The sequence below is a fragment of the Gemmatimonadota bacterium genome (assembly GCA_016719105.1).
Taxonomy (GTDB): Bacteria; Gemmatimonadota; Gemmatimonadetes; order Gemmatimonadales; family Gemmatimonadaceae; genus SCN-70-22.
Genome location: JADKAQ010000016.1, coordinates 156,547 through 179,630 on the forward strand (window position 1 = coordinate 156,547; position 23,084 = coordinate 179,630).

Below are 23,084 nucleotides of genomic sequence, written 5' to 3' on the forward strand. Positions count from 1 at the left end.
TTCCCGTCCTCCGCCCTGCGATGACTAACTGGGACGAACAACTCAAGAAGATCGACAAGCAGCTCGAGTCGATTTCCGACGAGGCGCTCCTGCCAACCAAGGCGGCGCCCACGCCGCAGGCCAAGGCCGAGGTGGTCGCCAAGCAGGCGTCGACGTCGACCCTCGGGGTCGCGTTGCGCCTGCTGCTCGCCGTGGCGCTGGGGGCGGGGATGCTGTTCTGGCCGTACAGCGCCCGCTGCGGCGTCGGGCTGTTCGGCTACCTCGCGGCGACCGGCGTCGTGGCGATCTCGGGGATCTGGACCGCCGTCTGGACCTGGCGCCACCGCAGCGCCAAGGGACACGTCCTCTCGCTCCTCCTCATCCTCTGGGGGATGATCCTGGCGGGGATGGAGGTGCTGCCGCGCGTGGGGTATGCCAAGCCGACCCCCGAACACCCCACCGTCTGGATGTGCAGCTAGCGCCGGCAACGCGGCGCCAGATCCCTCTCGAAGCGCCGCCCGCACCGGGCGGCGCACTTCGCTTGTGTCGCCTTCCGGCTAGCTTTCCCGGCGATTCTCCCCTCCCGTCCTCCCCATCGCCGTCCCCCGACGACTCGTACCGCGCGCCATGACTCCCGTCTTCAAGAACTTCATCGCCGGCCAATGGGTCGCTCCGACCACCGGCGCATACTTCGAGAACGTCAACCCCGCGGACCGCACGGATGTGATCGGCCGCTTCCCGCTGTCGGGCGTCGAAGACGTCGAGCGTGCGGTGGAGTCGGCGCAGCGCGGCTTCGAGCTCTGGCGCAAGACGCCGGCACCGCTGCGCGGCGACGTGCTGCGCCGTGTCGGCGACCTGATGGCGGCGCGGAAGGACGAGATCGCCGACCTCATGACCCGCGAGATGGGCAAGCCGCTCGCCGAAACGCGCGGCGACGTGCAGGAGGGGATCGACACCGCCTACTACGCGGCGGTCGAGGGACGCCGTCTCTTCGGCCACACGGTCCCCAGTGAGTTGCGCAACAAGTGGGCGATGAGTTTCCGTCGCCCCATCGGCGTGGCCGGGATCGTGACGCCGTTCAACTTCCCGATGGCCATCCCCACCTGGAAGATGTTCCCGGCCCTGGTGTGCGGAAACGCCTGCGTCTTCAAGCCGGCCGAGGACGTCCCGCACACGGGGGCGGTGCTGGTGGAGATCATGCTGCAGGCGGGGCTCCCTCCCGAGGTAATCCAGCTGGTGCACGGGGTCGGGGAGACGGTGGGGCCCGCGATCGTCGAGCATCCCGACGTCCCGCTCGTCTCGTTCACCGGGTCGACGGAGACCGGGGCCAAGGTGGGCGAAACGTGCGGTCGCATGCACAAGCGCCTCTCCCTGGAGATGGGGGGGAAGAACGCCCAGATCGTCCTCAACGACGCCGACCTCGACCTCGCCCTGGAAGGGGTGCTGTGGGGGGCGTTCGGGACGACGGGGCAGCGCTGCACCGCCACCTCCCGCCTCATCGTGCAGAGCGGCGTGCATGACCGATTGGTGGACATGCTCGTCGAACGGGTACGGGGACTCCGGCTTGGCGACGGACGGCAGGCCGGGACCGACGTCGGTCCGCTCATTCACGAGGAGTCGCTGAAGAAGGTCGAACGCTACGTACAGATCGGCATCGAGGAGGGGGCGCAGCTCGCGATCGGCGGAAAGCGCGCGACGGGGGCGGCGCTCGCCAAGGGGAACTTCTTCGAGCCAACGATCTTCACGCAGGTTCGCCCAGGCTCGCGCCTGGAGCAGGAAGAGATCTTCGGCCCGGTCCTCTCGGTCATCAAGGTCGAGACGGCCGACGAGGCCTTTGCCGTCAACAACGACGTGAAGTACGGACTCTCGTCGTCGCTGTACACGCGGAACGTGGAGCTGGCGTTCCGGGCGATGTCGGAGCTGGACAACGGGATCACCTACGTGAACGCCCCGACGATCGGCGCCGAGGCGCATCTCCCCTTCGGTGGGGTGAAGCAGACGGGGAACGGACACCGCGAAGGGGGGTGGGAGGTGTACGAGTTCTATTCCGAGACGAAGGTCTGCTACATCGACTATTCCGGCGCGCTGCAGAAGGCCCAGATCGACACGTACAGCGATTAGGCCTGGCCACCGGGCGGCCGGGGAGCGTCTCCCCGCCGTTCCGGTCCGGGCGAAGCGCGCGGCCCGCCCGGCCGCGTGGTTGCGGCCCCTGTGGGTCGCGGGTTAATTGCCCCAAACTCCGATGGTGCTGACCTCCTCCGAACGAGACGACCTGGTAGCGCGCGTCGAGCGAACGCTCGGACGGGCGCACGAACGCGCGCGACCACGCGCGTCGGTGAGTCGTGCGGCGATCCGCGCGGCGGTCGATCGGACGTTAGGCACCGTGCCGAGTGTGACCGATGGCGCGGCGCCGGTGGTGGCGGGGGAGGGGACGGCGGTGCTGGCGGCGATCTCGATGCCCGACCTCGCCTCGCGCACCCGCGGGGCGCTGGTGGCGTCGGGCGTCGGCATCAGTGAGTTGGGGAGTGCCACCGAGGGTCGCTACACCGTCGTAGCCGTGCGGCTGCCGCTCGCGGCCGCGGAGCAGGTGCGGGGCGCCGCCGAGTCGATCGGCGCACGATTCAGTTGGCGAGGAGAGGGGCGATGATGCACGGCACCGCTGCGCCGGACTCGCGCGCAACGATCACCGAGACGGAACGGGCCGCGGCGCTGGAGCGCGTGAACACGACGCGTCCGCGCATCCTGCACTTCCTGTGGGAATGGGCCAAGTCGTTCCAACTCGCCGTCCTGCTCTTTCTCGTCATTCGCGCCTTTGTCGTCGAGGCGTTCAAGATCCCGAGCGGCAGCATGGAGGGGACGCTGCTGGTCGGCGACTTCCTCCTGGTGAACAAGTTGGTGTACGGCGCCGAGGTCCCCTTCACCGGGAAGCGCCTGCCGGCGGTCCGCACACCGGCGCGGGGAGACGTGCTGGTCTTCCAGTGGCCGTCCGATCCCTCCAAGAACTTCGTCAAGCGCCTGGTGGGAGTTCCCGGCGACACCCTCTCGATGACCGAGGGGATCCTGTTCCGGAACGGGGTGCGCCTTCAGGAATCGTACGTGCGGCACACGGATCCGGGCGCCGACCCGGCCGGTGACGAGTTTCGGTGGCAACGCGACTACCTTGTGCGTACGGCCGAGGCCTCGACCGGCTATCACCCATCTCGCAATAATTGGGGGCCGCTGGTCGTCCCCGCGCAGCATCTCTTCGTACTCGGCGACAATCGCGACAACTCCCTCGACTCGCGCTACTGGGGCTTCGTCCCCGATTCGCTCGTTCGCGGGACGCCCATGGTGGTGTACTACAGCTACGTCCCCGATTCGTCGGCGCAGCTGGATTTCCTGACCCGGGTTCGGTGGCATCGACTCGGCGACCGCGTGCGCTAGAAGCCATCGCACCAAGGGTCGTCGGCGTGCCGGCGCACCGCGCCGGCGAGGAGCCGTCGACCATTGGTGAGATGGCCTGTAGTTTCCCTCCGTCAGTCGTCAGCACTTCTCCGGGCGACGCCCTGGCGTTCCCGGACCGCCGTTCACCAGGAGCCCACGTGGCTGCAGGACGCATCGCTTCCAAGAAGTCGTCGTACGACGAAGGCTCGCTCGACCAGTACCTGCGCGACATCAGTGCGTATCCGCTCATCACGCGGGAGGAAGAAGTCCTCCTCGCGCAGCGCATTCGTGTGGGTGACCAGGAAGCGCTCGACAAGCTGGTGCGCTCGAACCTGCGCTTCGTCGTCTCGGTCGCGAAGAAGTACCAGAACCAGGGCGTCTCGCTGTCCGACCTGATCAACGAGGGGAACCTCGGCCTCATTCGCGCGGCCCACAAGTTCGACGAGACCAAGGGGATCAAGTTCATCTCCTACGCGGTCTGGTGGATCCGCCAGGCGATCCTGCAGGCGCTGGCCGAACAATCGCGCATCGTGCGCGTCCCGCTCAACCGCGCCGGCACGCTGCACCGCATCGGCAAGCGCGCCAACGCGCTGCTGCAGGAACTCGGGCGCGAGGCGACGCACGCCGAGATCGCCGACGGGATGGACATCACCGAAGAGGAAGTCGCCAAGACGATGTCGATCTCGCAGGCGCACCTCTCGCTCGATGCGCCGCTGACGCCCGGGGAGGACAACAAGCTCCTCGACTACCTCCCGGACAACCTGAACCCGACGCCCGACGAACAGACGTTCGAAAAGGCGCTGACGGAGTCGATCGAGGAGGCGCTGTCGTCGCTCAAGGAGCGCGAGGCCAAGATCCTGCGGCTCTACTTCGGGCTCGACGGCGAGGAGCCGATGACGCTCGAGCAGATCGGGTCGTTGTTAGGCATCACGCGCGAACGCGTGCGGCAGATCAAGGAGAAGGCGCTGTCGCGGTTGCGGCACGTGTCGCGCGCGCGGGCCCTCGAGTCGTACCTTGGGTAACGGGACGGGAGACGGGCGGGGGGAGCTCGGTGGACCGTCGGCACCAGGGCCGCGCGCGCTGCGCGACGACAACGAGCACCTCGATCTCTCCCTCCCCGGCCTCGGCCGGATTCTCGTCCTCGTCGGCAGGGCACTCACGCTGCACTGCCCGCACTGTGGAAAAGGGCCGGTGCTGGTGAACTGGTTTCGGCTGCGCCCCGCCTGCGGTCACTGCACGCGAGCGCTCGAGCGCGGGGAGCCCGACTACTTCCTTGGCGGGATGATGTTCAACCTGATCCTCGCCGAGCTCCTCTTTGCCGGGATCTTCGTCGCCGTCCTGGTGTTCATGTGGCCGACCGTCCCGTGGGACGGGATCTCCATTGGCGCCCCGGTCGGGATGGCGCTCGCCCCGATCCTTCTCTATCCGATCTCCAAGCTCGTCTGGCTCGCCTTCGATCTTTCGTTCCGTCCCGAACAGGACAGCTGACCTCGGGTCAGACGCGCGAGCCGCCGCGAGTCGCACCCCTCATTCCCGACGCTGGCACCACCCGTAACGCACGCAACGCACGACTCCCATGGCCCAACAGAGTTCCTTCGACGTCACGACGGGCGTCGACCTGCAGGAAGTGGACAATGCGGTCAACCAGGCCGACAAGGAGATCGCGACCCGCTACGACTTCAAGGGGTCGAAGGCGGCCATCGAGTTCGCACGCACCGAGGGCAAGCTCGTCCTCACCGCCGAGCACGACCTCCGGATGCGCGCCCTCGTCGACATCCTGCAGAGCAAGCTGATCAAGCGCGGTGTCCCGGTGAAGAACCTCGAGGTCGGGGAGACCAAGTCGGCCGGCGGCGACACCCTGCGCAAGGAAATCGGCCTCAAGATGTCGCTCGATGGCGAGACGGCCAAGAAGGTCTCGGCCACGATCAAGGAGGCCAAGCTCAAGAAGGTGCAGGCAGCGATCCAGGGGGACCAGGTGCGGGTGAGCTCCCCGTCCAAGGACGACCTGCAGCTGGCGATCGCCCTCCTTCGCTCCACCGACTTCGGGGTCGAACTGAAGTTCGGGAACTTCCGGTAGTCGAGAAGCCGTCGTCGCGTCTCGTTAGGGGAGGTTGCCCGGCCGCGACGTGGCGCGTCTGCAGCGTATCGCCTTCACCCCAGGATCCTGTTCCATGCCGACCTCGCGTCAGGGCACTCGCCGCCCGCTCGCCCTTGCTGTGGCCGCGCTCCTTCTCGCCGCCTGCGGCGGCGAGCGTCCCGCCGGCGACGAGGGACGTGGCACCGTGATCATCGCGACCGCGGCCGACGCCGATTTCCTCTTGCCGGCGCTCGTGACGCAGCTCGTGGGCAAGCAGGTCATCGACCAGCTCTTCGAGCCGCTGGCGGCGATGCCGGCCACCATGAACACCATTGGCGATGTCGGCTTCCAGCCGCGCCTCGCGAAGTCATGGGAGTGGGGCGCCGATTCGCTCTCGATCACCTTCCACCTCGACCCGCGCGCCCGCTGGCACGATGGCCAGCCCGTGCGAGCGCGCGACGTGCGCTTCTCGCTCGAGTTCACGAAGGACCCCGTGGTGGCCTCGCGGCAGGCCGGCGGGCTCGAGTCGATCGATTCCATCTCCGTCTCCGACTCGCTCACCGCGGTCGCCTGGTTCTCGCGACGCAGCGCTGAGCAGTTCTTTTCGCTGGTATACAACCTGACGGTCATGCCCGAGCACCTGCTGGCGAGCCTTCCGCGCGACAAGGTGCGCGAGGCAGAGTTCGCCCGCGCCCCAGTCGGGAATGGGCGATTCCGCTTCCGCCGCTGGGAGAAGGGGGCGGTGATCGAACTCGTGGCCGACACCGCCAGCTTCCGCGGTCGCCCGTCGATCGATCGCGTGATGTGGAGCATTTCCCCGGACCCGACGGCGCTCTGGGGACGCGTCGTGAACGAGGAAGCGGACTTCGTCGAGATGCTGCGGGGCGAGCCGCTGGCCAAGGTCGAGGCGTCGACGACCTCGCGTGCGCTCCCCTACGAGGGGCTCGATTACGGCTTCGTCCTGTTCAACGTCCGCGCGCAAGGGAATCGCCGCCAGTCGCATCCGGTGCTGGGCGATCTGGCCACGCGGCGCGCCCTCACGCTCGCGATCGATCGGCAGGCGGTGACGCGCAACGTCTTCGACACCCTCGCCTACACCGGGCTCGGCCCGGTGGTACGCGCGCAGTGGGCGGCCGACACGACCGTCGCCATCCCCGGCCAGAACGTCGCGGCCGCCAAGGCGATGCTCGATTCGTTAGGCTGGCGCGACGCCGACGGCAATGGGATTCGCGAGAAGGGAGGGCGCCCGCTGCGCTTCTCCCTGCTCGCGCCGTCGTCGAGCTCCGCGCGGCGCCAGGCGTCGGTCATCCTCCAGGCGCAATGGAAGGAAGTCGGCGCCGACGTGACCCTGGAAGACATGGAGTTCAACGCCTTCATCGAGAGCATACAGTCGGGGAAGTTCGACGCGATGATGCACGGACTGCATGCCGACCCGAGTCCGTCGGATGCGCGCGGGACCTTCGGCTCACCCGCCAACCCGGACAGCCCAGGGAGCAACTTCGGTGGGTATTCGAACCTCGCCGTCGATGCCGCCTTCGACTCCGCGATGACCGAGTTCGATCCGGTGCGCGCCAAGGCGTTGTACCAGCGCGCCTACGCGCAGATCCAGTCAGACGCCGCGGCCATCTTCCTGTACGAGCCCAAGCCCGTGGCGGGGATCAGCCGGCGCATCGAGGGGGTCACAATGCCCGCCTCGGGCTGGTGGACGACGATCGCCGACTGGAAGATCTCCCCCGACAAGCGGATCGCCCGCGACAAGATCCCGCTGGGCGCCCCGCTCCTCCCGGTCGCCGGTGGAGATACGGCCAAGTCCGGCGCACCATAGTTAGCTTTGTCGCGCGAGGAGGGCGCTCGGCCCTCCTCGCCCGACCGCTCGACCGCCGTCCCCATGTCCTCGCCCGTCCCCGGGGCCTTCGCCCCGCGTCGCATCGTCATCGGCGCCAACGCGCACGCCGAACTCGCCCAGGCGCTTCGCGCTTCGCGCCCTGACCTGGAGATCCGCGGCAACAAGTTCACGGAGCTCACCCCGGCGGACCTGGCCTGGGGTGAGGCGTACGTGGGCTTCAAGCGTCCGCCGCTCCCCTCGATGGGGAACATCCGCTGGGTGCACTGCACGGGCGCCGGCGTCGACGCCTGGCTGTATCCCACGGAGCTACCGCGAGAGATCCTCCTCACGCGCAGCAGTGAGTCGTTCGGCCCGATGATCGCGGAGTGGGCGCTGGCGCGCGCGCTGGCGTACTCGCAGCAGCTCGTCGACCTCGCGCAGTGCCAGCGGTTGCATCGCTGGGCGCCGCGCGACCTCACGCTGCTCCGCGGTACCAAGGCCGTGGTCGTCGGCACCGGCGACGTGGGGACGAGCGTCGGTCGCCTGTTCAACGCGCTGGGATGCAAGACCTACGGCGTCTCGCGGTCGGGCGAAGCGGATGCCTCGGTCTTTGCCGCGATGGCGCAGGTGTCGGCGCTCAAGGACATGGCGGCGATCGCCGACTGGCTCATCGTCACCCTGCCGCTGACGGCCGAGACGCGCGGCCTGGTGAGCCGGGACGTGATGTCGGCGTGCCGCGGCGCGGTGCTGATCAATGCCGGTCGTGGCGCGGTGATCGACGAGTCGGCGATTCCCGCGGCGCTCGACAACGGCTGGCTCAAGGGGGGCGGCGCTCGACGTGTTCGAGGTGGAGCCGCTCCCCCTGGAGTCGCCGCTCTGGCTCGACACGCGCGTGATGATCTCGCCGCACATCTCGGGGCTGACGACGGTGGATGGGGCGGCGGCCGGCTTCCTCGAATGCCTGGCGGCGTTCGAGAAGGGCGAACGGACCCGGTGGGAGGTGGATCGTGCGCGCCAGTACTGAGCTCCCGTCCCCGATCTCCTGCCTCCCGTAGCATGCGCTTCGCCGTCCTGACGTTAGGCTGCGACAAGAACACCGTCGATTCCGAACGCTACATCGCGGAATTGGTGGCGCACGGCGCCGAGCGATCCCAGTCGATGGACGACGCCGACGTGATCGTCGTGAACACGTGCGGCTTCATCGACGCCGCCAAGCGCGAGTCGCTGGAGGCGATCCTCGAGGCGGCGCGGCACAAGGAGGACGGGCGCTGCCAGCTCGTGGCGGCCGTCGGCTGCATGGTCACGCGGCACAAGGCCGAACTCGAGGAGTCGCTCCCCGAGGTCGACCTCTTCCTGTCGACCGCCGAGAGCGACCGCCTCATTCCCGAGCTCGAGTCGCGCGGGCTGCTGGACGATGCGCCGCTGCTGCAGCACCCGGGGGTGCGCCTGTACGCCGGCGAGCTGCCGCACGTGCGCTACCTCAAGATCAGCGAGGGGTGCGACCACGGCTGTGCCTTCTGTGCCATCCCGCTCATGCGCGGCAAGCACCGCTCCTTCGCGTTAGGCGACGTGGTGCGCGAGGCGCAGCTGCTCGAGGCGCAGGGGGCGCGCGAGGTGAATCTCGTGGCGCAGGACCTGGCGCACTACGGGCGCGACGTGCGCGATGGCACCGCGCTTCCCGAGCTCTTGCAGGCGCTGCTGCTCGAGACCACGATCCCGTGGTTTCGACTGCTCTACATCTACAGTGCCGGGTTGTCGCCGGCGATGCTCGACCTCATCGCTCGCGAACCGCGCATCGTGCGCTACCTCGACATCCCGATGCAGCACGCGTCGGACTCCGTGCTGGCGCGCATGCGCCGACCCGAGCGCAAGGCGAAGCAGCGCGAGAAGCTGCGCGCGCTGCGCGAGCAGATCCCGGGCGTGGCCATTCGCACCACCGTCATCGTGGGCTTTCCTGGCGAGACCGAGGAGGAGTTCCAGGAGCTGCTCGATTTCCTGGAGGAGGCGCAGCTCGAGCGCGTGGGGGCGTTCACCTACTCGCCGCAGGAGGGGACGAAGGCCCATGAGATGGTCGATGACGTCCCCGAGCAGGTGAAGCGGGCGCGCCTCGAGCGGGTGCAGGAGCTGCAACGCCTCATCACGGCCGAGCGCTACGAGTCGTGGATCGGTCGCACGGCGCGCGTCCTCATCGACAAGGCCGCCAACGCCGAAGGGGTCGCGCAGGGGCGGCTGGAGGCCCAGGGTGACGACATCGACGGTGTGACGTGGGTCACCATGGGCGCGTTCGCCCACGTCGCTGCCGGGACGATCGTCGAGGTCCGCCTCGAGGACGTCGTCGACGACTACGACTTCCGGGCCACCGCGATCCGCGTCCTCGATGCGCCCGTGGCGGCCCCGGCGCCGTCGGCGCGGCGCGTCCTCCCGGTGGCGCCGGGGAGCGTCGGGAGCTTCGGGCGCTGAGTGTGCGGGGGCGCCCTGCCCCCGCGGGGCGGCGGCAGGGACTCGCGGCGTGACTCCCCCGGTTCTGGGGGCGTCCTTGGGGGGAGTTCGTTAGGCGCTTCCCCCCACCCGAGATTCCCCATTCTGATGCGCGCGTGGCTTGCCCTGGCCTGCTGGATCGCGCTCCCGCTGGCGGCGGTAGCGGGGCAGGGGCGTGCCGCGTCTGCGCGCGGAGGCGAGGGCGCGTCGGAAGGCGGGGGCGAGGTGCGCGTCGTCGTCGGTGCGGTGGGGAGCGAGGCGTCTGCCGGTGCCCAAGGGGGGTGGCGGCTCACGGATGCCTGGGGACGCGTGCACGCGCAGGGCAGCGGCGCGCCCGACTGGGTGATCGAGCGGCGTAACCGGCGCGTGCGCGTCGCCTTTGGTGGCGGGACGCGCGTCACCGCCTGGAGTGACGAGCCGTTCGTCCTGGAGCCGGCGGCCAGCGGGGGGGCGGTGACGTGGAACGGCAGGCGCTATCGGGGAACGCTGGCCTTCGCCGCGGTCGACACGGCGATCCTCGTGATCAACCGTGTCGACCTCGAGGGGTACCTGCGTGGGGTGCTCCCGCTCGAGCTGGGCGTACGGTCACCTAACGAATCGCCCGCACTCGAGGCGCAGGCGATCGCCGCGCGGAGCTACACGGTGGTGCGCCTGCGCGAGGGGCGGGCCGCCGCGTACGACCTCACCAGCGGCGCCTTCGATCAGGTCTACGGCGGGCTGGACGTGGAGCACCCCATCGCCGACGCGGCCGTGGCGGCGACCGAGGGGCTTGTCCTGTCGTACAACGGGGCGGTGGTGCGCGCCCCCTATCACTCCACGTGCGGCGGCCACACGGTCGCCTCGACGGAGGCGTGGAGCGGGGTGCGCGACGAGCCGTACCTGCGCGGGGTCTCGGATGCGCGCGACGGCGGGGGCGCCTGGTGCGACATCTCCCCGCGCTTTCGCTGGGAGCGCACCTTCGACCGGCGCGCGCTGGACGATGCGGTCTCGCGGTACGTGCGGGCGCATGGGGCCGGGATGCTGGCGGCGGGGGGATCGGTGCGTGAGGCTCGCATCGAGGCGCGCACGCGTTCGGGGCGGGTCGCCTCGTTGGTGCTGGAGACCGACGGCGGGGCGATGCGACTCTCCGGCACGGAGATGCGCACGACGCTGCGCACGGCACGTGGCGAGATCCTGAACTCGACCTATTTTTCGCTGGAGCCGGTGATCGGGCGTGACGGCCGGCTCATGCAGCTGACGCTTCGGGGTTCGGGCAACGGCCACGGGGTCGGGATGTGCCAGTGGGGGGCGATCGGTCGTGCCCGCGCAGGACACGACGTGCGGTCGATCCTCGCGGCCTACTATCCCGGCACGGTGCTCGTGCGCCTCCCCTGAGGCGGGGCCCCCTCACCGCCGCAGGTGCGGAGGGACGGCTCCGCCGGGGCCGCCGTTGCTGTCACGATTCGCCGCACGCCTAACGCCGTTCCCAGGTCGCATGCATCCCCCCGTTCGAATCGCGGTCGTCGGCGCTGGCGCCATCGCGCAGCTCGCCCATCTCCCGGTCCTCTCCAAGTTGCGCGGCGCACAACTCGTCGCCCTGTGCGACAACGACCGGGCCAAGGCACGGGCGCTCGCCGATCGCTTCAGCATCCCCGACGTCTTCACCGACATCGACGACCTCCTCGACTACGACGAGCTGGACGCGGTGGTCGTGGCCTCGCCGTCGCACCTCCACGAGCCGCAGGTGTTGCAGCTGCTGGCGGCCGGCGTCGACGTGATGTGCGAGCGGCCGCTCTCGCTCGCCTCCAAGGGGATCGAGCGAATCCTCGCCGCCGCGGCCCGCGGCAATCGCAAGGTGTTCGTCGCCAACAACCACCGGTTCCGCAGCGACGTCCAGGCGCTGGCCCGCTTCCTGAGCGGCGGCGAGCTGGGCAAGCTCTCCGGGGTGCGCGCCGGCGCGTACCATCCACGCGGCAAGATCGAGGGGTGGCGCCTGCGACGGCAGGAAGCGGGGGGCGGCGCGCTCTTCGAGCAGGGCTTTCCCCTCGTCGACCTCGCGATGTGGCTCGCCGACTTCCCGGTCCCCGAGCGCGTCTGGTGCCACATCGACCGTGCCCGCGGCGCCAACGCGGTCGAGGAGTCGGCGGTGCTCGCGGTCGAGTGCGCCAACAACATCTCCTTCAGCATCGACGTCTCCTGGTCGTACGTGGGGACCGACGAACGCTGGTGGTTCGAGACACTGAGCTCGCGCGGCAGCGCGCGCCTGGCCCCGCTGCGCGTGGCGAAGGAGCTCAACGGCAAGCCGGTCGACGTCTCGCCCACCGGGGCGGCGGCGCGCGAGTCGGCGTTCATCCAGTCGTATCGCGCCGAGCTCACGCACTTCGTCTCGGTGCTGCGTGGCGAGGTGGAGTACGAGGCCCCGACCGACCAGGTGATCGTGCACCGCTTGCTCGAGGCGGCCTACAAGTCCGCGGAAGAAAGGAAGGAAGTGCGCCTGTGATGCGCGTGCTGGCGTGGCTCCTTGCCGCGCTCCTGGTGCTCCCCGCGGTGGCCGTCGGTCAGGGCGCGCCATCGCCGGTCCCCGCCGCGCCATCGGCCGGCGCGACGGACGTCCCCGGCAGTGAGCTCGACGTCTACGTGATGACGATGGGGCAGGGCTCCCTGCTCTGGGAACGCTTCGGGCACAATGCGTTAGGCATCCGCGATCGCCGTACCGGGACCGACATCGTCTACAACTGGGGGACCTTCTCCTTCGAGCAGCCGGGCTTCCTCCCCCGTTTCCTGCGTGGGGAGATGCTGTACTGGATGGCGCCGTACGACGCGGTCCAGACGCTGCTCGCCTACCAGCAGTACAACCGCTCGGTCGTCGTCCAGCGCCTCAACCTCACCGCCGCGCAGAAGGACAGCATCCGGCGCTTTGTCGAGTGGAACGCGCAGGACGCCAACAAGTTCTACCGGTACGACTACTACCGCGACAACTGCTCCACCCGCGTGCGAGACGTGCTCGATATGGTCCTTGGCGGGGCCATCCGACGCGCGACCGACTCGGTCGTGACGACGATGACGTATCGCGACCATTCGCTGCGCCTGATGGATGGGATGTTCTGGAGCCGCACCGGGATCGACCTCGCCCTCGGCGGCCCCACCGACCGCCCGATCACGGGCTGGGAGGCGATGTTCATCCCGATGGAGGTGCAGCGCCGCCTGCGCGACGTCCGCATCCCCGATTCCACGGGAACCCTCGTCCCGCTCGTCACGTCCGAAGAGGTGCTGTTCACCGCGTCACGAGAGGCGGAGCGCATGGACGTGCCGGCGCTCGCCTGGGGGGGGCTGCTCGTGGGGGCGGGCGTGGCGCTGCTGCTCTACTTCGTGGGGTACCGCACCCCCGGGCGCGTCGGCGCCACGGCGGTGTCGCTCGCCTGGAGTGGCTTGGCCGGCGTCTTTGGCCTGCTCCTCTTCCTGCTGTGGACCGTCACGCAGCACGTGGCCGCCTACGGGAACCAGAACCTCTTCTTCATCCACCCGTTGTGGCTGGCGGTGGCCGCCTTGCTCCCCTTCGCGCGTTCGGGGCGGCGCTGGCGCAGCACGCTGCTGGTGCTCGTGCGGGGGTGCGCCGGGCTGACGCTCGTGGGGGCGCTGCTCGCGCTCACGCCGTGGGGACAACCGTCCGGTGCCATCGCCGCCTTCGCGACCCCGGTGAACCTGGTCGCCTACCTGCTGGTGCTGCGGGTGGTGTATTTCGCGCAGCAGGCGGCGAACCGCGAGGCGGAGCACACCGCGCGCCTGGCCTCCGCCGCCTCGACGCGGCGCAAGTGACTGAACGTCGACGCCACGCCCCGTTAGGCGCGGCGGGGGGCGCCCGCACGCTGATCCTCCTCGCGCCGACTCCGTTCCGCACTCTCCCCGTCTACATTCGCACCATGCGATCGCTCGCCCTTTCCCTGTTCGTCGCGGCCCTGCCGGTCGCGGCCAACGCCCAGTCGCCGCGCGAGTATCCCGGGCGCGGCGCCCCGACGGTCAGCACCCCGCGCACGTCGGACCTCATCACCCTCGATGCCGAGCTCTCCGAGCCCGCGTGGGAGGGGGCGGCGCGCCTCACCGGCTTCTCGCAGTACCAGCCGGTCGACCAGCGCCCCGCCGTCGAGCCGACGGAGATCCGCGTCCTCTACTCGGCGCAGGCGATCTACTTCGCGATCATCGCCACGGCCAGCGATCCCGGCTCGGTGCGCGCGACGCTCTCCAAGCGTGACAACATCAGCAACGACGATCGGGTCACGATCTATCTCGATACGTTCAACGATCGGCGCCGTGCGTTCTTCTTCGGCGCCAACCCGTTGGGGGTGCAGCTGGACGGCGTGCGTACCGAAGGGGCGGCGAGCGCCGGCAACATGTTTGGCGGGAGCGTCGACCTCAATCCTGATTTCCGGTTCGAGACCAAGGGGCGCCTGACGCCCACGGGCTACCTCATCGAGATGCGCATCCCCTTCAAGAGCCTGCGCTTCCCGAACGGGGCGCAGAAATGGGGGATCCAGGTGGTGCGCAACATCCCGGGGCGCGCGGCCGAGGACACGTGGACCGACGCGCAGCGCGGGGCGTCGTCGATGCTGGCGCAATCGGGGCTGCTCGCCGGCATCGAAGACGTGGAACGGGGCGTGGTGACCGACCTGCAGCCGTTCATTACCGAGGCGGTGTCGGGGCGGCGTGCAACTGACGGCTCCTTCGGACGCGACAACGGGACCTTCGACGCGGGGCTCAACGTTCGTTTCGGCTTTCCGTCGTTTGCCGCCGAGGGGACGGTCAATCCCGACTTTTCGCAGGTGGAGTCCGATGCCGGGCTGGTGACGGTCAACGAACGCTTCACCCTCTTCCTCCCCGAGCGGCGTCCGTTCTTCCTGGAGGGGATCGAGCTCTTCGCCACCCCCGGGCAGCTCGTGTACTCGCGCCAGATTGCCAACCCCGTCGCCGGGGGGAAGCTCACCGGCAAGCTGGGGCGCGCCGGGGTCGCACTCCTCTCCGCGCTGGATGAGGTTCCCGGGCAGGACGCGCTGTTCAACATCGCCCGCCTGCGCGCCGACTACGCGGCCAACTCCATCGTCGGCCTCACGCTCACCGACCGGCGGCGCGGCGACCAGAGCAACACGGTGGCGGCGATCGACAACCGGTTCGTCTTCAAGAAGCTGTACTACTTCGAGACGCAGTACGGGCAGTCGTTCACTACCACCGGGAGCGAGACGCGCAGCGCCCCCACCTGGCGCGCCTCACTCGACCGCACCGGGCGCATCTGGGGCTTCAACTACTCGGCGTACGGCTTCGGCGATCGCTTCCAGAGCGATGCCGGCTTCGTCCCGCGCGTCGGCTATCAGTACGCGCATGGCTACAATCGCTTTGCTATTCTGGGGAAGCCTGGCGCGCTGCTGCAGAACGTGACCGTGTTCTTCGGCCCCTCGCGCTACTGGAAGTACGGCTCGCTGTCGAAGGACGCACAGATCGAGGGGCAGGACCAGCTCAGCGGCTTCATCACGCTGCGCGGCGGGTGGTCCATCTCGCCGACGGTGAATCGTCGCTTCTTCCAGGTGGACCAGAGCGTGGCGCAGGGGCTGCGCGCGCCGACGATCGAAGGGCAGCTCGTCGCCTGGGATCCGTCGACGCGACTCGGCGACCTTTGGTCGTCGTCCCTCTCGGTCACCTCGCCGGTGTTCGGGCGAGTCAATGGCTCCGTCTCGCTCTCGAGCGGCGCCGTCCCGATCTTTGTCGAGGGGATCGAGGGGAACGAACTGCGGGCGACCGCATCGCTCCTCGTGCGCCCGTCAGCGGGGACGCGCATCGAGGCGACGGTCACGAACTCGCGCATCCAGCGCGCCGGTGACCAGTCGACGTATGCGCGGGTGACGATCCCGCGGCTCAAGGCCGAGTACCAGCCCACGCGCGCGCTGTTCTTCCGTGTGGTCTCCCAGTATCGCGCCGATCGCGTGGCGGCGTTGCGGCTGCGCGGCACCACGCTCCCGCTCTTCGACGCCAAGGGGAAGGCCGTGGGCGCCACCGACCTGCGCTCGCTCAGGACCGACTGGCTCATCCAGTACGAGCCCTCGCCGGGGACCACCGCTTTCATCGGCTACGGCGATGGCTGGCGGTCGCCGGGGATCCCGCTCGACACCGACCTGCGGCGGCAGAACGACGGGATCTTCCTCAAGCTGGCGTACCTGCTCCGTCGTTAGGCGGACAGGAGCGGCCGGACGGGAGGGGCGCGACGGTGCGGCATGCGCGCATCGTCGCGCGCGACGCCCTACAGCGTCAGCTCCATCCCCTCGGTGGCGGCGATGACGTTCACCGAGCCATTGCGCTCGCCGACCATCTTGTGGCAGAGCGCCAGCATCTCGTCGAGGGCCTCGTCGCTCCGGTCCGGCTCGTGGTGAAACAGCACCAGCGTCTCCACCTCGGCCGCGATCGCGAAGTCCACGGCGTCGCGGTACGAGGAGTGCCCCCAGCCGCGATGGTCCATGTACTCGGTCCCCGTGTACATCGCGTCATGGATGAGGATCGAGGCCCCGCGGGCGAAGTCCACCAGCGCCTCGCGAGACGAGGCGGCGTCGGCGTGGTCGCCGAACGGGTCGAGTTCGTTGTCCGGGATGAAGATCACCGAGCGCCCCGGCCGGGCCGACGGCGAGAGGCGGAAGCCTAACGCACTCCCCGGATGGCGCACGTTGATGGTGCGCATGTCGTAGCCGGGCCCCGCGTGGTCCTCCCGGTCGAGCGTGCGCACTTCCATGCGCGCGCTGAGCTGGTCAAAGCCCACGGGAAAGACGACGGGGCTCATCTGCTGCCGCAGCACGACTTCCAGCGACCGTTCGAGCGACGGCGATCCCCACAGCGTGAAGTGATTCCCTGCCTGGAACGTCGGCGTGAAGAACGGGAGCCCCTGGATGTGGTCCCAGTGCGCGTGGGAGAAGAAGATCTCGCCGCGAATGGGCTTCCCGTCGGCGCGCGTGATCAACGATCGCCCCAACTCGCGGATGCCGGTGCCGGCATCGAGGATCACGAGGTGGTTGTCGTCGGTGCGCACTTCGACGCACGTGGTGTTGCCACCGTACCGCACCGTCGCCGGTCCAGGGGAGGGACAGGAACCGCGCGTTCCCCAGAAGCGAACTCGCATCACGACGGCCGGTGGACGGGAAGGCGGGCGAAGGGAGGGACGAGCATGGGCGCGACCAGACCGGCCGCCCCGCGCTTCGCGGAGCGGCCAGCCGACGGTCAGACGCGGGCTTGCGCGAGCTGCTTGAGCGTGCCGCGGTTGGCCACCGAGATACGGCGGCGCTCCACCCGGATGAGTCCCTGGATCTGGAAGTCGCGAATGGTGCGGGAGACCGTCTCGCGGCTCGCCCCGATCATGTGGGCGATCGTCTGGTGCGTGAGCGGCTTCTCGATGGTGTCCTTCCCCCCTTCCTCGGCGAAGTCGAGGAGGAGCCGGGCGATGCGCCCGGGGACGTCGAGCAGCGCCAGGCCGTGGATCTTGGCGTCGGCGCGGCGCAGGCGTCGCGCCAGCTCGACCAGCAGCGACCAGGCGACGGCGGGGTTCGCCTCCACGCGGCGGCGGAAGTCGTCGCGGCGCAGCACCAGGAGGTTGGTATCCTCCATGGCGATGACGTGGGCCGAGCGCGGCTGGTCGTCGATGAGCGCGAGCTCGCCGAAGTGTTCGCCCACGCCGAGGACGCCGAGGATCACCTCGCGCCCGTCCTCGCCGATGAGGACGACCTTGACCCGACCGTCGCGTACGATGAAGAGGGAATCACCAGGATCATCTTCGAAGACGATGACGCTCCCCTTCGGATAGTTCTTCTCCCGCGTCAGTTCGCCAAAGCGCTGCAGCTCGGCGTCGTCGAGCTTGGAGAAGATCGGAATGGAGCGAAGGAAGTTGCTGATATCCATCCGGAGTGCCTGTCGAGCTGGGGTCGGTGCTGAAAACGATGGAATCGTCGGGTCGATCGCGAGCAGGACTGCCATGGGCGGACGCGCTCCGGGGGAGGAAGGGTCTACCTCCAGTAGGACGCCGGGAACGAGGTCCCGTCACAGCCGCGCCGTGCGCTGTCTCCTAGTGCTTCGGCGCAAGAAGGCGAGGGGAGCCACACCCCGCGTTTCGTCCCATGCCAGCCGCCACCGTAGGGTTGCCGGAATCGCACGCCCCGTCTGTGGCGTGAATCACAAGTCTTTCCTCCCCTTCGACTTGAATCCGCCAGACCCGACCCGCTACATTTCGCAGCTCTTTACCAGCACCTTCAGAGGCCGCCGTGAAAGCCGACATCCATCCGGAGTACGCGACGACGACCGTGAAGTGCGCCTGCGGCAACACCTGGCAGACGCGCTCGACGGTCGGCGAACTCCACCTCGATATCTGCTCCAACTGCCACCCGTTCTTCACCGGGAAGCAGAAGCTCGTGGACACCGCGGGACGCGTTGAGCGCTTCCGCCAGAAGTACGCTGGGAAGCCGGCCTGAGCCTCCGCGACCGCCTCGCGGACGCCGTAGCACGCGCCGCCGAAGTCGAACGCGATCTCTCCGATCCAGCGACTGCGAAGGACTCGAAGAAGCTGGCATCGCTCGGTCGCGAGCATCAGCGACTCGGCGCAGTGGTTGAACTGGCGTCCCGCATCGAGAAGTACGAGGACGAGCTCGCGCAGGCGCGCGAGCTCGTTTCCATTGACGACCCTGAGATGGCAGCCGAAGCCGCCTCGGAGGTCGACAGGCTGTCGGCTGCCCTCGAGCAGATGGACATCGAGCTCAAGCCGCTCCTTGTCCCGCACGACCCCCTGGACGACCGCCCGGCCATCGTCGAAATCCGGGCCGGAACCGGGGGCGACGAAGCCGCACTCTTCGCCGCCGACCTGTACCGCATGTACACCCGCTACATCGAACGACACGGCGGGTGGCGCATCGAGGTCATGCAGCATTCCGACGGCACCCTCGGCGGCATCAAGGAAGTCGTCTTCAAGGTCCAGGGCGACGGCGCCTTCGGCGCCATGCGATGGGAGTCGGGGGTACATCGCGTGCAGCGCGTCCCCGCCACCGAGGCCGCCGGGCGCATCCACACGTCAGCTGCAACGGTGGCGGTGCTCCCCGAGGCCGAGGAAGTCGACGTCAGCATCGATGAGAAAGACCTGCGCATCGACGTGTATCGCGCGTCGGGGCCGGGAGGGCAGGGGGTCAACACCACCGACTCGGCGGTGCGCATCACGCACATCCCCACCGGGATCGTCGTCTCGCAGCAGGACCAGCGCTCGCAGATCCAGAACAAGGCGAAGGCGATGGAGGTGCTGCGCGCCCGCATCCTTGATGCGCGGCTCGCCGAGATCCAGTCGGCGCGTGCCCGCATGCGCAAGACGCAGGTAGGCACGGGCGACCGCTCGGCCAAGATCCGCACGTACAACTATCCGCAGAGCCGTATCACCGACCATCGCATCAACCTCACGATGCACGACATCTCGCGCGTGATGGACGGCGATCTCGGCAAGCTGATCGAGGCGCTCAAGCTCGCCGACACGGAGGAGAAGCTCTCCGGCGAGTCGTCCCCCGCCTGACGTGTCCGGGAGGGGAAGGATTGCCGCCGGAGCGGAGGCGACCGTCGCGGAGGTGTGGGGCGAGGTGGCGTCGCGTCTGCGCCCGCTGCTGGGAGACGCCGCCGAGGGCGAGGCCCGCGACCTGATCGCCGCTGTGATGGAGCAGCCACGTTTCTGGCCATCCCTGGCGGGGGGAGTGGCACTGAACGCGGACGTGGTGGCCCGCATCGCCGGCGGGGCCGAGCGGCGCGCGCGAGGGGCGCCGTTTTCCTACGCGGTGCGCTCTGCCGCCTTTCGCCACCTCACGCTCGGTGTCGACGAGCGGGTGCTGATCCCGAGGCCCGAGACCGAGTACCTCATCGACCTGATCCTGGCCACACCCCAAGGGCGGCGTGGGGGGATGGCGGTCGACGTCGGAACAGGGTCGGGCGCGATTGCGCTGGCCTTGGCCAGCGAGGGGGCGTTCGCCCGAGTCATCGCCACCGACATCTCCGGCGATGCGCTCGCGGTCGCGAAGGAGAACGCCGAGCGACTACGGCCGGCGCTGCGTGCGGCGGTCGAGTTCCTCGCCGGCGACGCGCTCGCCCCACTCGGCGGGCTCACCGATACGGTGGACGTGCTCGTTTCGAATCCTCCCTATATTGCGTTCGCCGAGGCGTTGGAGCTGCCTCCCTCCGTGCGCGATTGGGAACCACCGCAGGCGCTGGTGTGCCCGGACGACGGGCTCGCCGTGACTCGCGCGGTGGTCGCGGGGGGCGGGGAGCTACTGCGCGCGGGGGGGCTGCTGGCCTTCGAGACCGATTCGCGGCGTGCGGGTCGCGTCGCGGAGCTCGTCGGCGCCGACGGGGCGTACGAGGATGTGCGGGTGATGCACGACCTGACGGGGCGAGAGCGCTTTGTACTCGCGACGCGTCGGGCGCGCGCGTGACGCACGGCTGTCGCGCACGCGAGCGCCGGATGATCGACACGATGATCGACCGGGTGACGTTGGACCTGCTGTATGCCGCTCGACGCTGCGGCTCCTGTGGCACTGAAGCGTTCCGTCCGACCGGACGGCCATCGACGGCGCCCCCTTCACGGTGCGCGCCGGCATCGCGCCACGCCAAACGGACCTGAACATGATTGACCAAAAGGCGAAAGAGCTCGGCCGATTGATCGGACAGAGCGACGAGTACAAGGCACTGAAGCGCTCCAACGACGGTCTCGGCGCCGACAAGGACTCGGTGACGATGCTGCGCCGCATGGAAGAGCTGCGCACCAATGCCCAGCGCATGATCGAGGCGGGGGAGGAGCCGACGGCCGAGATGGAGCGCGAGATGGACGAACTGCTGGGGCGCGTGCAGGTCAACGCCTCGTACCAGCAGGCGGTCGTGGCGCAGGAGAACTTCGACAAGCTGATGATGCAGGTGAACAACTGGATTGCCGAGGGGATCAAGAGCGGCGCCGCGTCGCCCATCATCACGCTCAGCTGATCGTGTCACGCGGCGCGCTGGTGGTGCTGGAGGGGGCTGAGGGGGTCGGCAAGACGACGCAGCTTCGCCGGCTCGCCGCGCGCTTGCAGCTGTCGGGAGTCGGGCACTGCACGGTGCGCGAGCCTGGCGGGACGCCGGTGGGGGACGAGATTCGTCGCGTCCTGCTCGACCCGGGCATGCACATCGTGCCGCGCGCAGAGGCGCTCCTGTTCATGGCCTCTCGCGCGCAGCTCGTCGACCAGGTGGTGCAGCCGGCCATCGCCCGGGGGGAGGTCGTGCTGCTCGACCGCTTCTTCCTGTCGACCTACGCCTACCAGATCGCCGGCCGTGGCCTCGAGGCCGCCGGCGTCAGCGCGGCCAACGCCTTCGCCACCGGGACGCTCGTCCCCGACCTCACGATCCTCCTCGACCTCCCGGACGGCGAGGGGTTCACGCGCATCTCCGTGCGCGGGGCGCACGACCGCATCGAGCGGTCGGGCGACGACTTCCATGCGCGGGTGGCGCGCGCCTTCCGTGAGTTTGCAGGCGACGAGTGGCAAGGGCGACACCCGGAGTGCGGTCCAATCGTACGGATCGATGCCCAGGGCTCGGAGGACGAGGTGAGTGAGCGCATCTGGCAGGCGCTCGCCACGCGTTTGCCTGAAACGTTTCGGGGCGCTCACGGGTCTCATCACTAACTCATGTCGATGCGCTCGCGCCTGTTCGTCGTGATGGCCGTGTTGGGGAGCTCCCTGCTGTTTGGCGGGTGGCTCCTTCGCCGCGGCCTGAGCAGCTCGACGAGCGGCCCTGTGGATGGGGAGCGCCTCTTCGACCAGGTCGTGACGCACGTGCGCCGCTACTACGTCGACTCGGTCTCCACCCCCGACCTCTTCGACAAGGCGCTGACCGGGATGATGGAGGAGCTGGGAGATCCCCACTCGCTCTACCTCAAGCCAGATCGCCTCAAGCGGCTCAACGAGGTGACGACCGGGAACTACACCGGGCTTGGCGTACAGGTCGACATTCGCGACAACTGGCCGACCGTGCTCGCCCCGCTCCCTGGCGGGCCGGCTGAGCGCGCCGGGCTGCAGAGTGGCGACCGCATCGTCGAGCTGTCGGGGAAGTCGACCCGCGGACTCACCATCGACGAGATTCGCGGTGTCCTCCGTGGCCCCGTCGGGTCGTCGCTCGAGATCGTGATTGAGCGCGCCGGGGCGCCGTCGCCCATCCCCGTGCGTCTCACCCGCGGCGAGATCCATCGTCGTGCGGTCCGGCGCAGCGCGCTGTTGGCCGACGGGGTCGGCTACATCGACGTGAAGGTCTTTTCGGATTCGACCCAGCTCGAGGTATCGCGAGCGATCGACTCGCTGAGTCAGGCCGGGATGACCTCGCTCATCCTGGACCTGCGCGGCAACCTGGGGGGGCTCCTTTCGCAGGGGGTCGGCGTCGCCGACCTCTTCCTCGACAAGGGAATGCAGATCGTGCGCATCAAGGGGCGCATCCCCGAGGCCAACGCCACCTTCTCGGACGAGACGCCGCAGCGCTGGCCGAAGCTCCCGCTGGTGGTGTTGGTCGACGATGGCAGCGCGAGTGCTTCGGAGATCGTGGCGGGCGCGCTGCAGGACCACGATCGCGCCGCGCTCGTCGGGCGCACGACGTTCGGGAAGGGGAGCGCGCAGTCGCTCTACCCGACGACCTCCGGTGGGGCGCTCAAGCTCACCACGGCGCGGTGGTTCACCCCGTCGGGGCGTTCGATCGACCGGCGCTCGCGCGAGGAGGCGGAGCCGGCCAGCGACGAGGACCGGCCGCGCTTCAAGACCGACGCCGGGCGCACGATCCTCGGCGGCGGCGGGATCACCCCGGACGTCGCGGCGGGCGACACCGCACAGTCGCCCGAGGAGCTGGCGCTGGCCGGCGCGTTAGGCAAGCGCGTCCCCGAGTTCCGCGATGCGCTCACCGCGCACGCGCTGCGCGTCAAGTCGTCCGCCCCTCCCGCCTCTCCCGACTTCGTCGTGACGCCGGCCATGCGCGACGGGCTCTGGCAGGAGATGCAGGGGCGAGGCTTCGACTTCGACCGGGCGATCTACGATGCGGCGGCGCCGATCGTCGTGCACCTCATCGCCCGCGAGGTGGCGCGCTATGTGTTCGGAGCGGCGGGTGAGGCGCGGCGCTCCATCGCCGACGACGAGGTGATCCAGGCCGCCGAGCGGTTGATCGCGGGTGCGAAATCGCAGGACGATGTGATCGCGCGCGCTGCCACAGCCAAGCCCAAAGACTGACGGCTTCGGCGACCACGCAGGGAGGCGCGCGGCCCGACCCCCGACG

Annotated in this window: 21 protein-coding genes; 19 read left to right on the plus strand and 2 right to left on the minus strand. The window is 69.2% G+C overall.

Translation table 11 applies throughout. The features are described from left to right. Positions 1–20: 20 nt before the first annotated feature. The 13 genes from IPN47_16770 (at position 21) to IPN47_16830 (ending at position 15,976) form a co-directional block, all read left to right on the plus strand. Positions 21–458 carry a hypothetical protein gene (locus IPN47_16770; GenBank protein ID MBK9409666.1) on the plus strand — a complete coding sequence of 146 codons (438 nt, stop codon included), beginning with the start codon at positions 21–23 and terminating at the stop codon, positions 456–458. Between the two features lie 148 nt (positions 459–606). Beyond that, the gene (locus tag IPN47_16775; protein MBK9409667.1) at positions 607–2,100 is read left to right on the plus strand and encodes an aldehyde dehydrogenase family protein; all 1,494 of its coding nucleotides are present in this window, start codon (positions 607–609) and stop codon (positions 2,098–2,100) included. Between the two features lie 121 nt (positions 2,101–2,221). Next, positions 2,222–2,626 (plus strand): hypothetical protein, encoded by a 405-nt coding sequence (locus tag IPN47_16780; protein ID MBK9409668.1) that lies wholly within the window; start codon positions 2,222–2,224, stop codon positions 2,624–2,626. Then, entirely contained in the window at positions 2,626–3,402 is a 777-nt protein-coding gene (lepB, locus tag IPN47_16785) for a signal peptidase I (protein ID MBK9409669.1), read from the plus strand. Before IPN47_16780 ends, lepB begins: the two co-directional genes overlap by 1 nt. Positions 3,403–3,560: 158 nt before the next feature. Next, positions 3,561–4,424 (plus strand): RNA polymerase sigma factor RpoD/SigA, encoded by an 864-nt coding sequence (locus tag IPN47_16790; GenBank protein MBK9409670.1) that lies wholly within the window; start codon positions 3,561–3,563, stop codon positions 4,422–4,424. Next, positions 4,417–4,890, plus strand: coding sequence for a DUF983 domain-containing protein (locus IPN47_16795; GenBank protein ID MBK9409671.1), 474 nt, complete (start codon positions 4,417–4,419; stop codon positions 4,888–4,890). Before IPN47_16790 ends, IPN47_16795 begins: the two co-directional genes overlap by 8 nt. Positions 4,891–4,978: 88 nt before the next feature. Beyond that, complete coding sequence (locus tag IPN47_16800; protein MBK9409672.1) at positions 4,979–5,479, plus strand: YajQ family cyclic di-GMP-binding protein; 501 nt, start codon at positions 4,979–4,981, stop codon at positions 5,477–5,479. 94 nt (positions 5,480–5,573) lie between these two features. Beyond that, positions 5,574–7,304 (plus strand): peptide ABC transporter substrate-binding protein, encoded by a 1,731-nt coding sequence (locus IPN47_16805; GenBank protein MBK9409673.1) that lies wholly within the window; start codon positions 5,574–5,576, stop codon positions 7,302–7,304. Between the two features lie 63 nt (positions 7,305–7,367). Then, the gene (gene rimO / locus IPN47_16810; protein ID MBK9409674.1) at positions 7,368–9,764 is read left to right on the plus strand and encodes a 30S ribosomal protein S12 methylthiotransferase RimO; all 2,397 of its coding nucleotides are present in this window, start codon (positions 7,368–7,370) and stop codon (positions 9,762–9,764) included. 126 nt (positions 9,765–9,890) lie between these two features. Continuing rightward, a complete protein-coding gene (locus IPN47_16815; protein MBK9409675.1) occupies positions 9,891–11,156 on the plus strand; it encodes a SpoIID/LytB domain-containing protein in 1,266 nt (421 codons plus the stop codon). 100 nt (positions 11,157–11,256) lie between these two features. Next, a complete protein-coding gene (locus tag IPN47_16820) occupies positions 11,257–12,261 on the plus strand; it encodes a Gfo/Idh/MocA family oxidoreductase (GenBank protein ID MBK9409676.1) in 1,005 nt (334 codons plus the stop codon). After that, positions 12,258–13,577: a DUF4105 domain-containing protein gene (locus IPN47_16825; protein MBK9409677.1), complete on the plus strand. Its 1,320-nt coding sequence runs from the start codon at positions 12,258–12,260 to the stop codon at positions 13,575–13,577. The genes IPN47_16820 and IPN47_16825 overlap by 4 nt, the downstream gene beginning before the upstream one ends. After that, positions 13,574–15,976 (plus strand): carbohydrate binding family 9 domain-containing protein, encoded by a 2,403-nt coding sequence (locus IPN47_16830; protein MBK9409678.1) that lies wholly within the window; start codon positions 13,574–13,576, stop codon positions 15,974–15,976. The genes IPN47_16825 and IPN47_16830 overlap by 4 nt, the downstream gene beginning before the upstream one ends. A gap of 68 nt (positions 15,977–16,044) precedes the next feature. On the opposite strand, the gene IPN47_16835 is transcribed toward IPN47_16830, so the two are convergent. Both IPN47_16835 and IPN47_16840 read right to left on the minus strand, forming a co-directional pair. Further along, positions 16,045–16,914, minus strand: coding sequence for an MBL fold metallo-hydrolase (locus IPN47_16835; GenBank protein ID MBK9409679.1), 870 nt, complete (start codon positions 16,912–16,914; stop codon positions 16,045–16,047). A gap of 95 nt (positions 16,915–17,009) precedes the next feature. Continuing rightward, positions 17,010–17,684 carry a Crp/Fnr family transcriptional regulator gene (locus IPN47_16840; GenBank protein ID MBK9409680.1) on the minus strand — a complete coding sequence of 225 codons (675 nt, stop codon included), beginning with the start codon at positions 17,682–17,684 and terminating at the stop codon, positions 17,010–17,012. A 359-nt stretch (positions 17,685–18,043) separates the two neighbouring features. On the opposite strand from IPN47_16840, the gene rpmE reads away from it, so the two are divergent. From rpmE to IPN47_16870, 6 genes are all read left to right on the plus strand, one after another. Next, entirely contained in the window at positions 18,044–18,250 is a 207-nt protein-coding gene (gene rpmE, locus IPN47_16845) for a 50S ribosomal protein L31 (protein MBK9409681.1), read from the plus strand. Beyond that, positions 18,247–19,329 carry a peptide chain release factor 1 gene (gene prfA / locus IPN47_16850; GenBank protein ID MBK9409682.1) on the plus strand — a complete coding sequence of 361 codons (1,083 nt, stop codon included), beginning with the start codon at positions 18,247–18,249 and terminating at the stop codon, positions 19,327–19,329. Before rpmE ends, prfA begins: the two co-directional genes overlap by 4 nt. A gap of 64 nt (positions 19,330–19,393) precedes the next feature. After that, positions 19,394–20,236 carry a peptide chain release factor N(5)-glutamine methyltransferase gene (prmC, locus tag IPN47_16855; protein ID MBK9409683.1) on the plus strand — a complete coding sequence of 281 codons (843 nt, stop codon included), beginning with the start codon at positions 19,394–19,396 and terminating at the stop codon, positions 20,234–20,236. A gap of 190 nt (positions 20,237–20,426) precedes the next feature. After that, positions 20,427–20,780 carry a YlbF family regulator gene (locus IPN47_16860; protein ID MBK9409684.1) on the plus strand — a complete coding sequence of 118 codons (354 nt, stop codon included), beginning with the start codon at positions 20,427–20,429 and terminating at the stop codon, positions 20,778–20,780. After that, a complete protein-coding gene (gene tmk, locus IPN47_16865; GenBank protein ID MBK9409685.1) occupies positions 20,777–21,457 on the plus strand; it encodes a dTMP kinase in 681 nt (226 codons plus the stop codon). Before IPN47_16860 ends, tmk begins: the two co-directional genes overlap by 4 nt. 3 nt (positions 21,458–21,460) lie before the next feature. After that, positions 21,461–23,038: a S41 family peptidase gene (locus IPN47_16870; GenBank protein MBK9409686.1), complete on the plus strand. Its 1,578-nt coding sequence runs from the start codon at positions 21,461–21,463 to the stop codon at positions 23,036–23,038. The last annotated feature ends 46 nt before the right edge of the window (positions 23,039–23,084 follow it).

Coding starts and splice junctions, on each gene's coding strand:
- rimO (MBK9409674.1), top strand. CDS start 7,368: ATGTCCTCGCCCGTCCCCGGGGCCTTCGCCCCGCGTCGCATCGTCATC.
- IPN47_16840 (MBK9409680.1), bottom strand. CDS start 17,684: ATGGATATCAGCAACTTCCTTCGCTCCATTCCGATCTTCTCCAAGCTC.
- IPN47_16775 (MBK9409667.1), top strand. CDS start 607: ATGACTCCCGTCTTCAAGAACTTCATCGCCGGCCAATGGGTCGCTCCG.
- IPN47_16770 (MBK9409666.1), top strand. CDS start 21: ATGACTAACTGGGACGAACAACTCAAGAAGATCGACAAGCAGCTCGAG.
- IPN47_16870 (MBK9409686.1), top strand. CDS start 21,461: ATGTCGATGCGCTCGCGCCTGTTCGTCGTGATGGCCGTGTTGGGGAGC.
- lepB (MBK9409669.1), top strand. CDS start 2,626: ATGCACGGCACCGCTGCGCCGGACTCGCGCGCAACGATCACCGAGACG.
- IPN47_16800 (MBK9409672.1), top strand. CDS start 4,979: ATGGCCCAACAGAGTTCCTTCGACGTCACGACGGGCGTCGACCTGCAG.
- IPN47_16780 (MBK9409668.1), top strand. CDS start 2,222: ATGGTGCTGACCTCCTCCGAACGAGACGACCTGGTAGCGCGCGTCGAG.
- IPN47_16815 (MBK9409675.1), top strand. CDS start 9,891: ATGCGCGCGTGGCTTGCCCTGGCCTGCTGGATCGCGCTCCCGCTGGCG.
- IPN47_16860 (MBK9409684.1), top strand. CDS start 20,427: ATGATTGACCAAAAGGCGAAAGAGCTCGGCCGATTGATCGGACAGAGC.
- IPN47_16805 (MBK9409673.1), top strand. CDS start 5,574: ATGCCGACCTCGCGTCAGGGCACTCGCCGCCCGCTCGCCCTTGCTGTG.
- IPN47_16820 (MBK9409676.1), top strand. CDS start 11,257: ATGCATCCCCCCGTTCGAATCGCGGTCGTCGGCGCTGGCGCCATCGCG.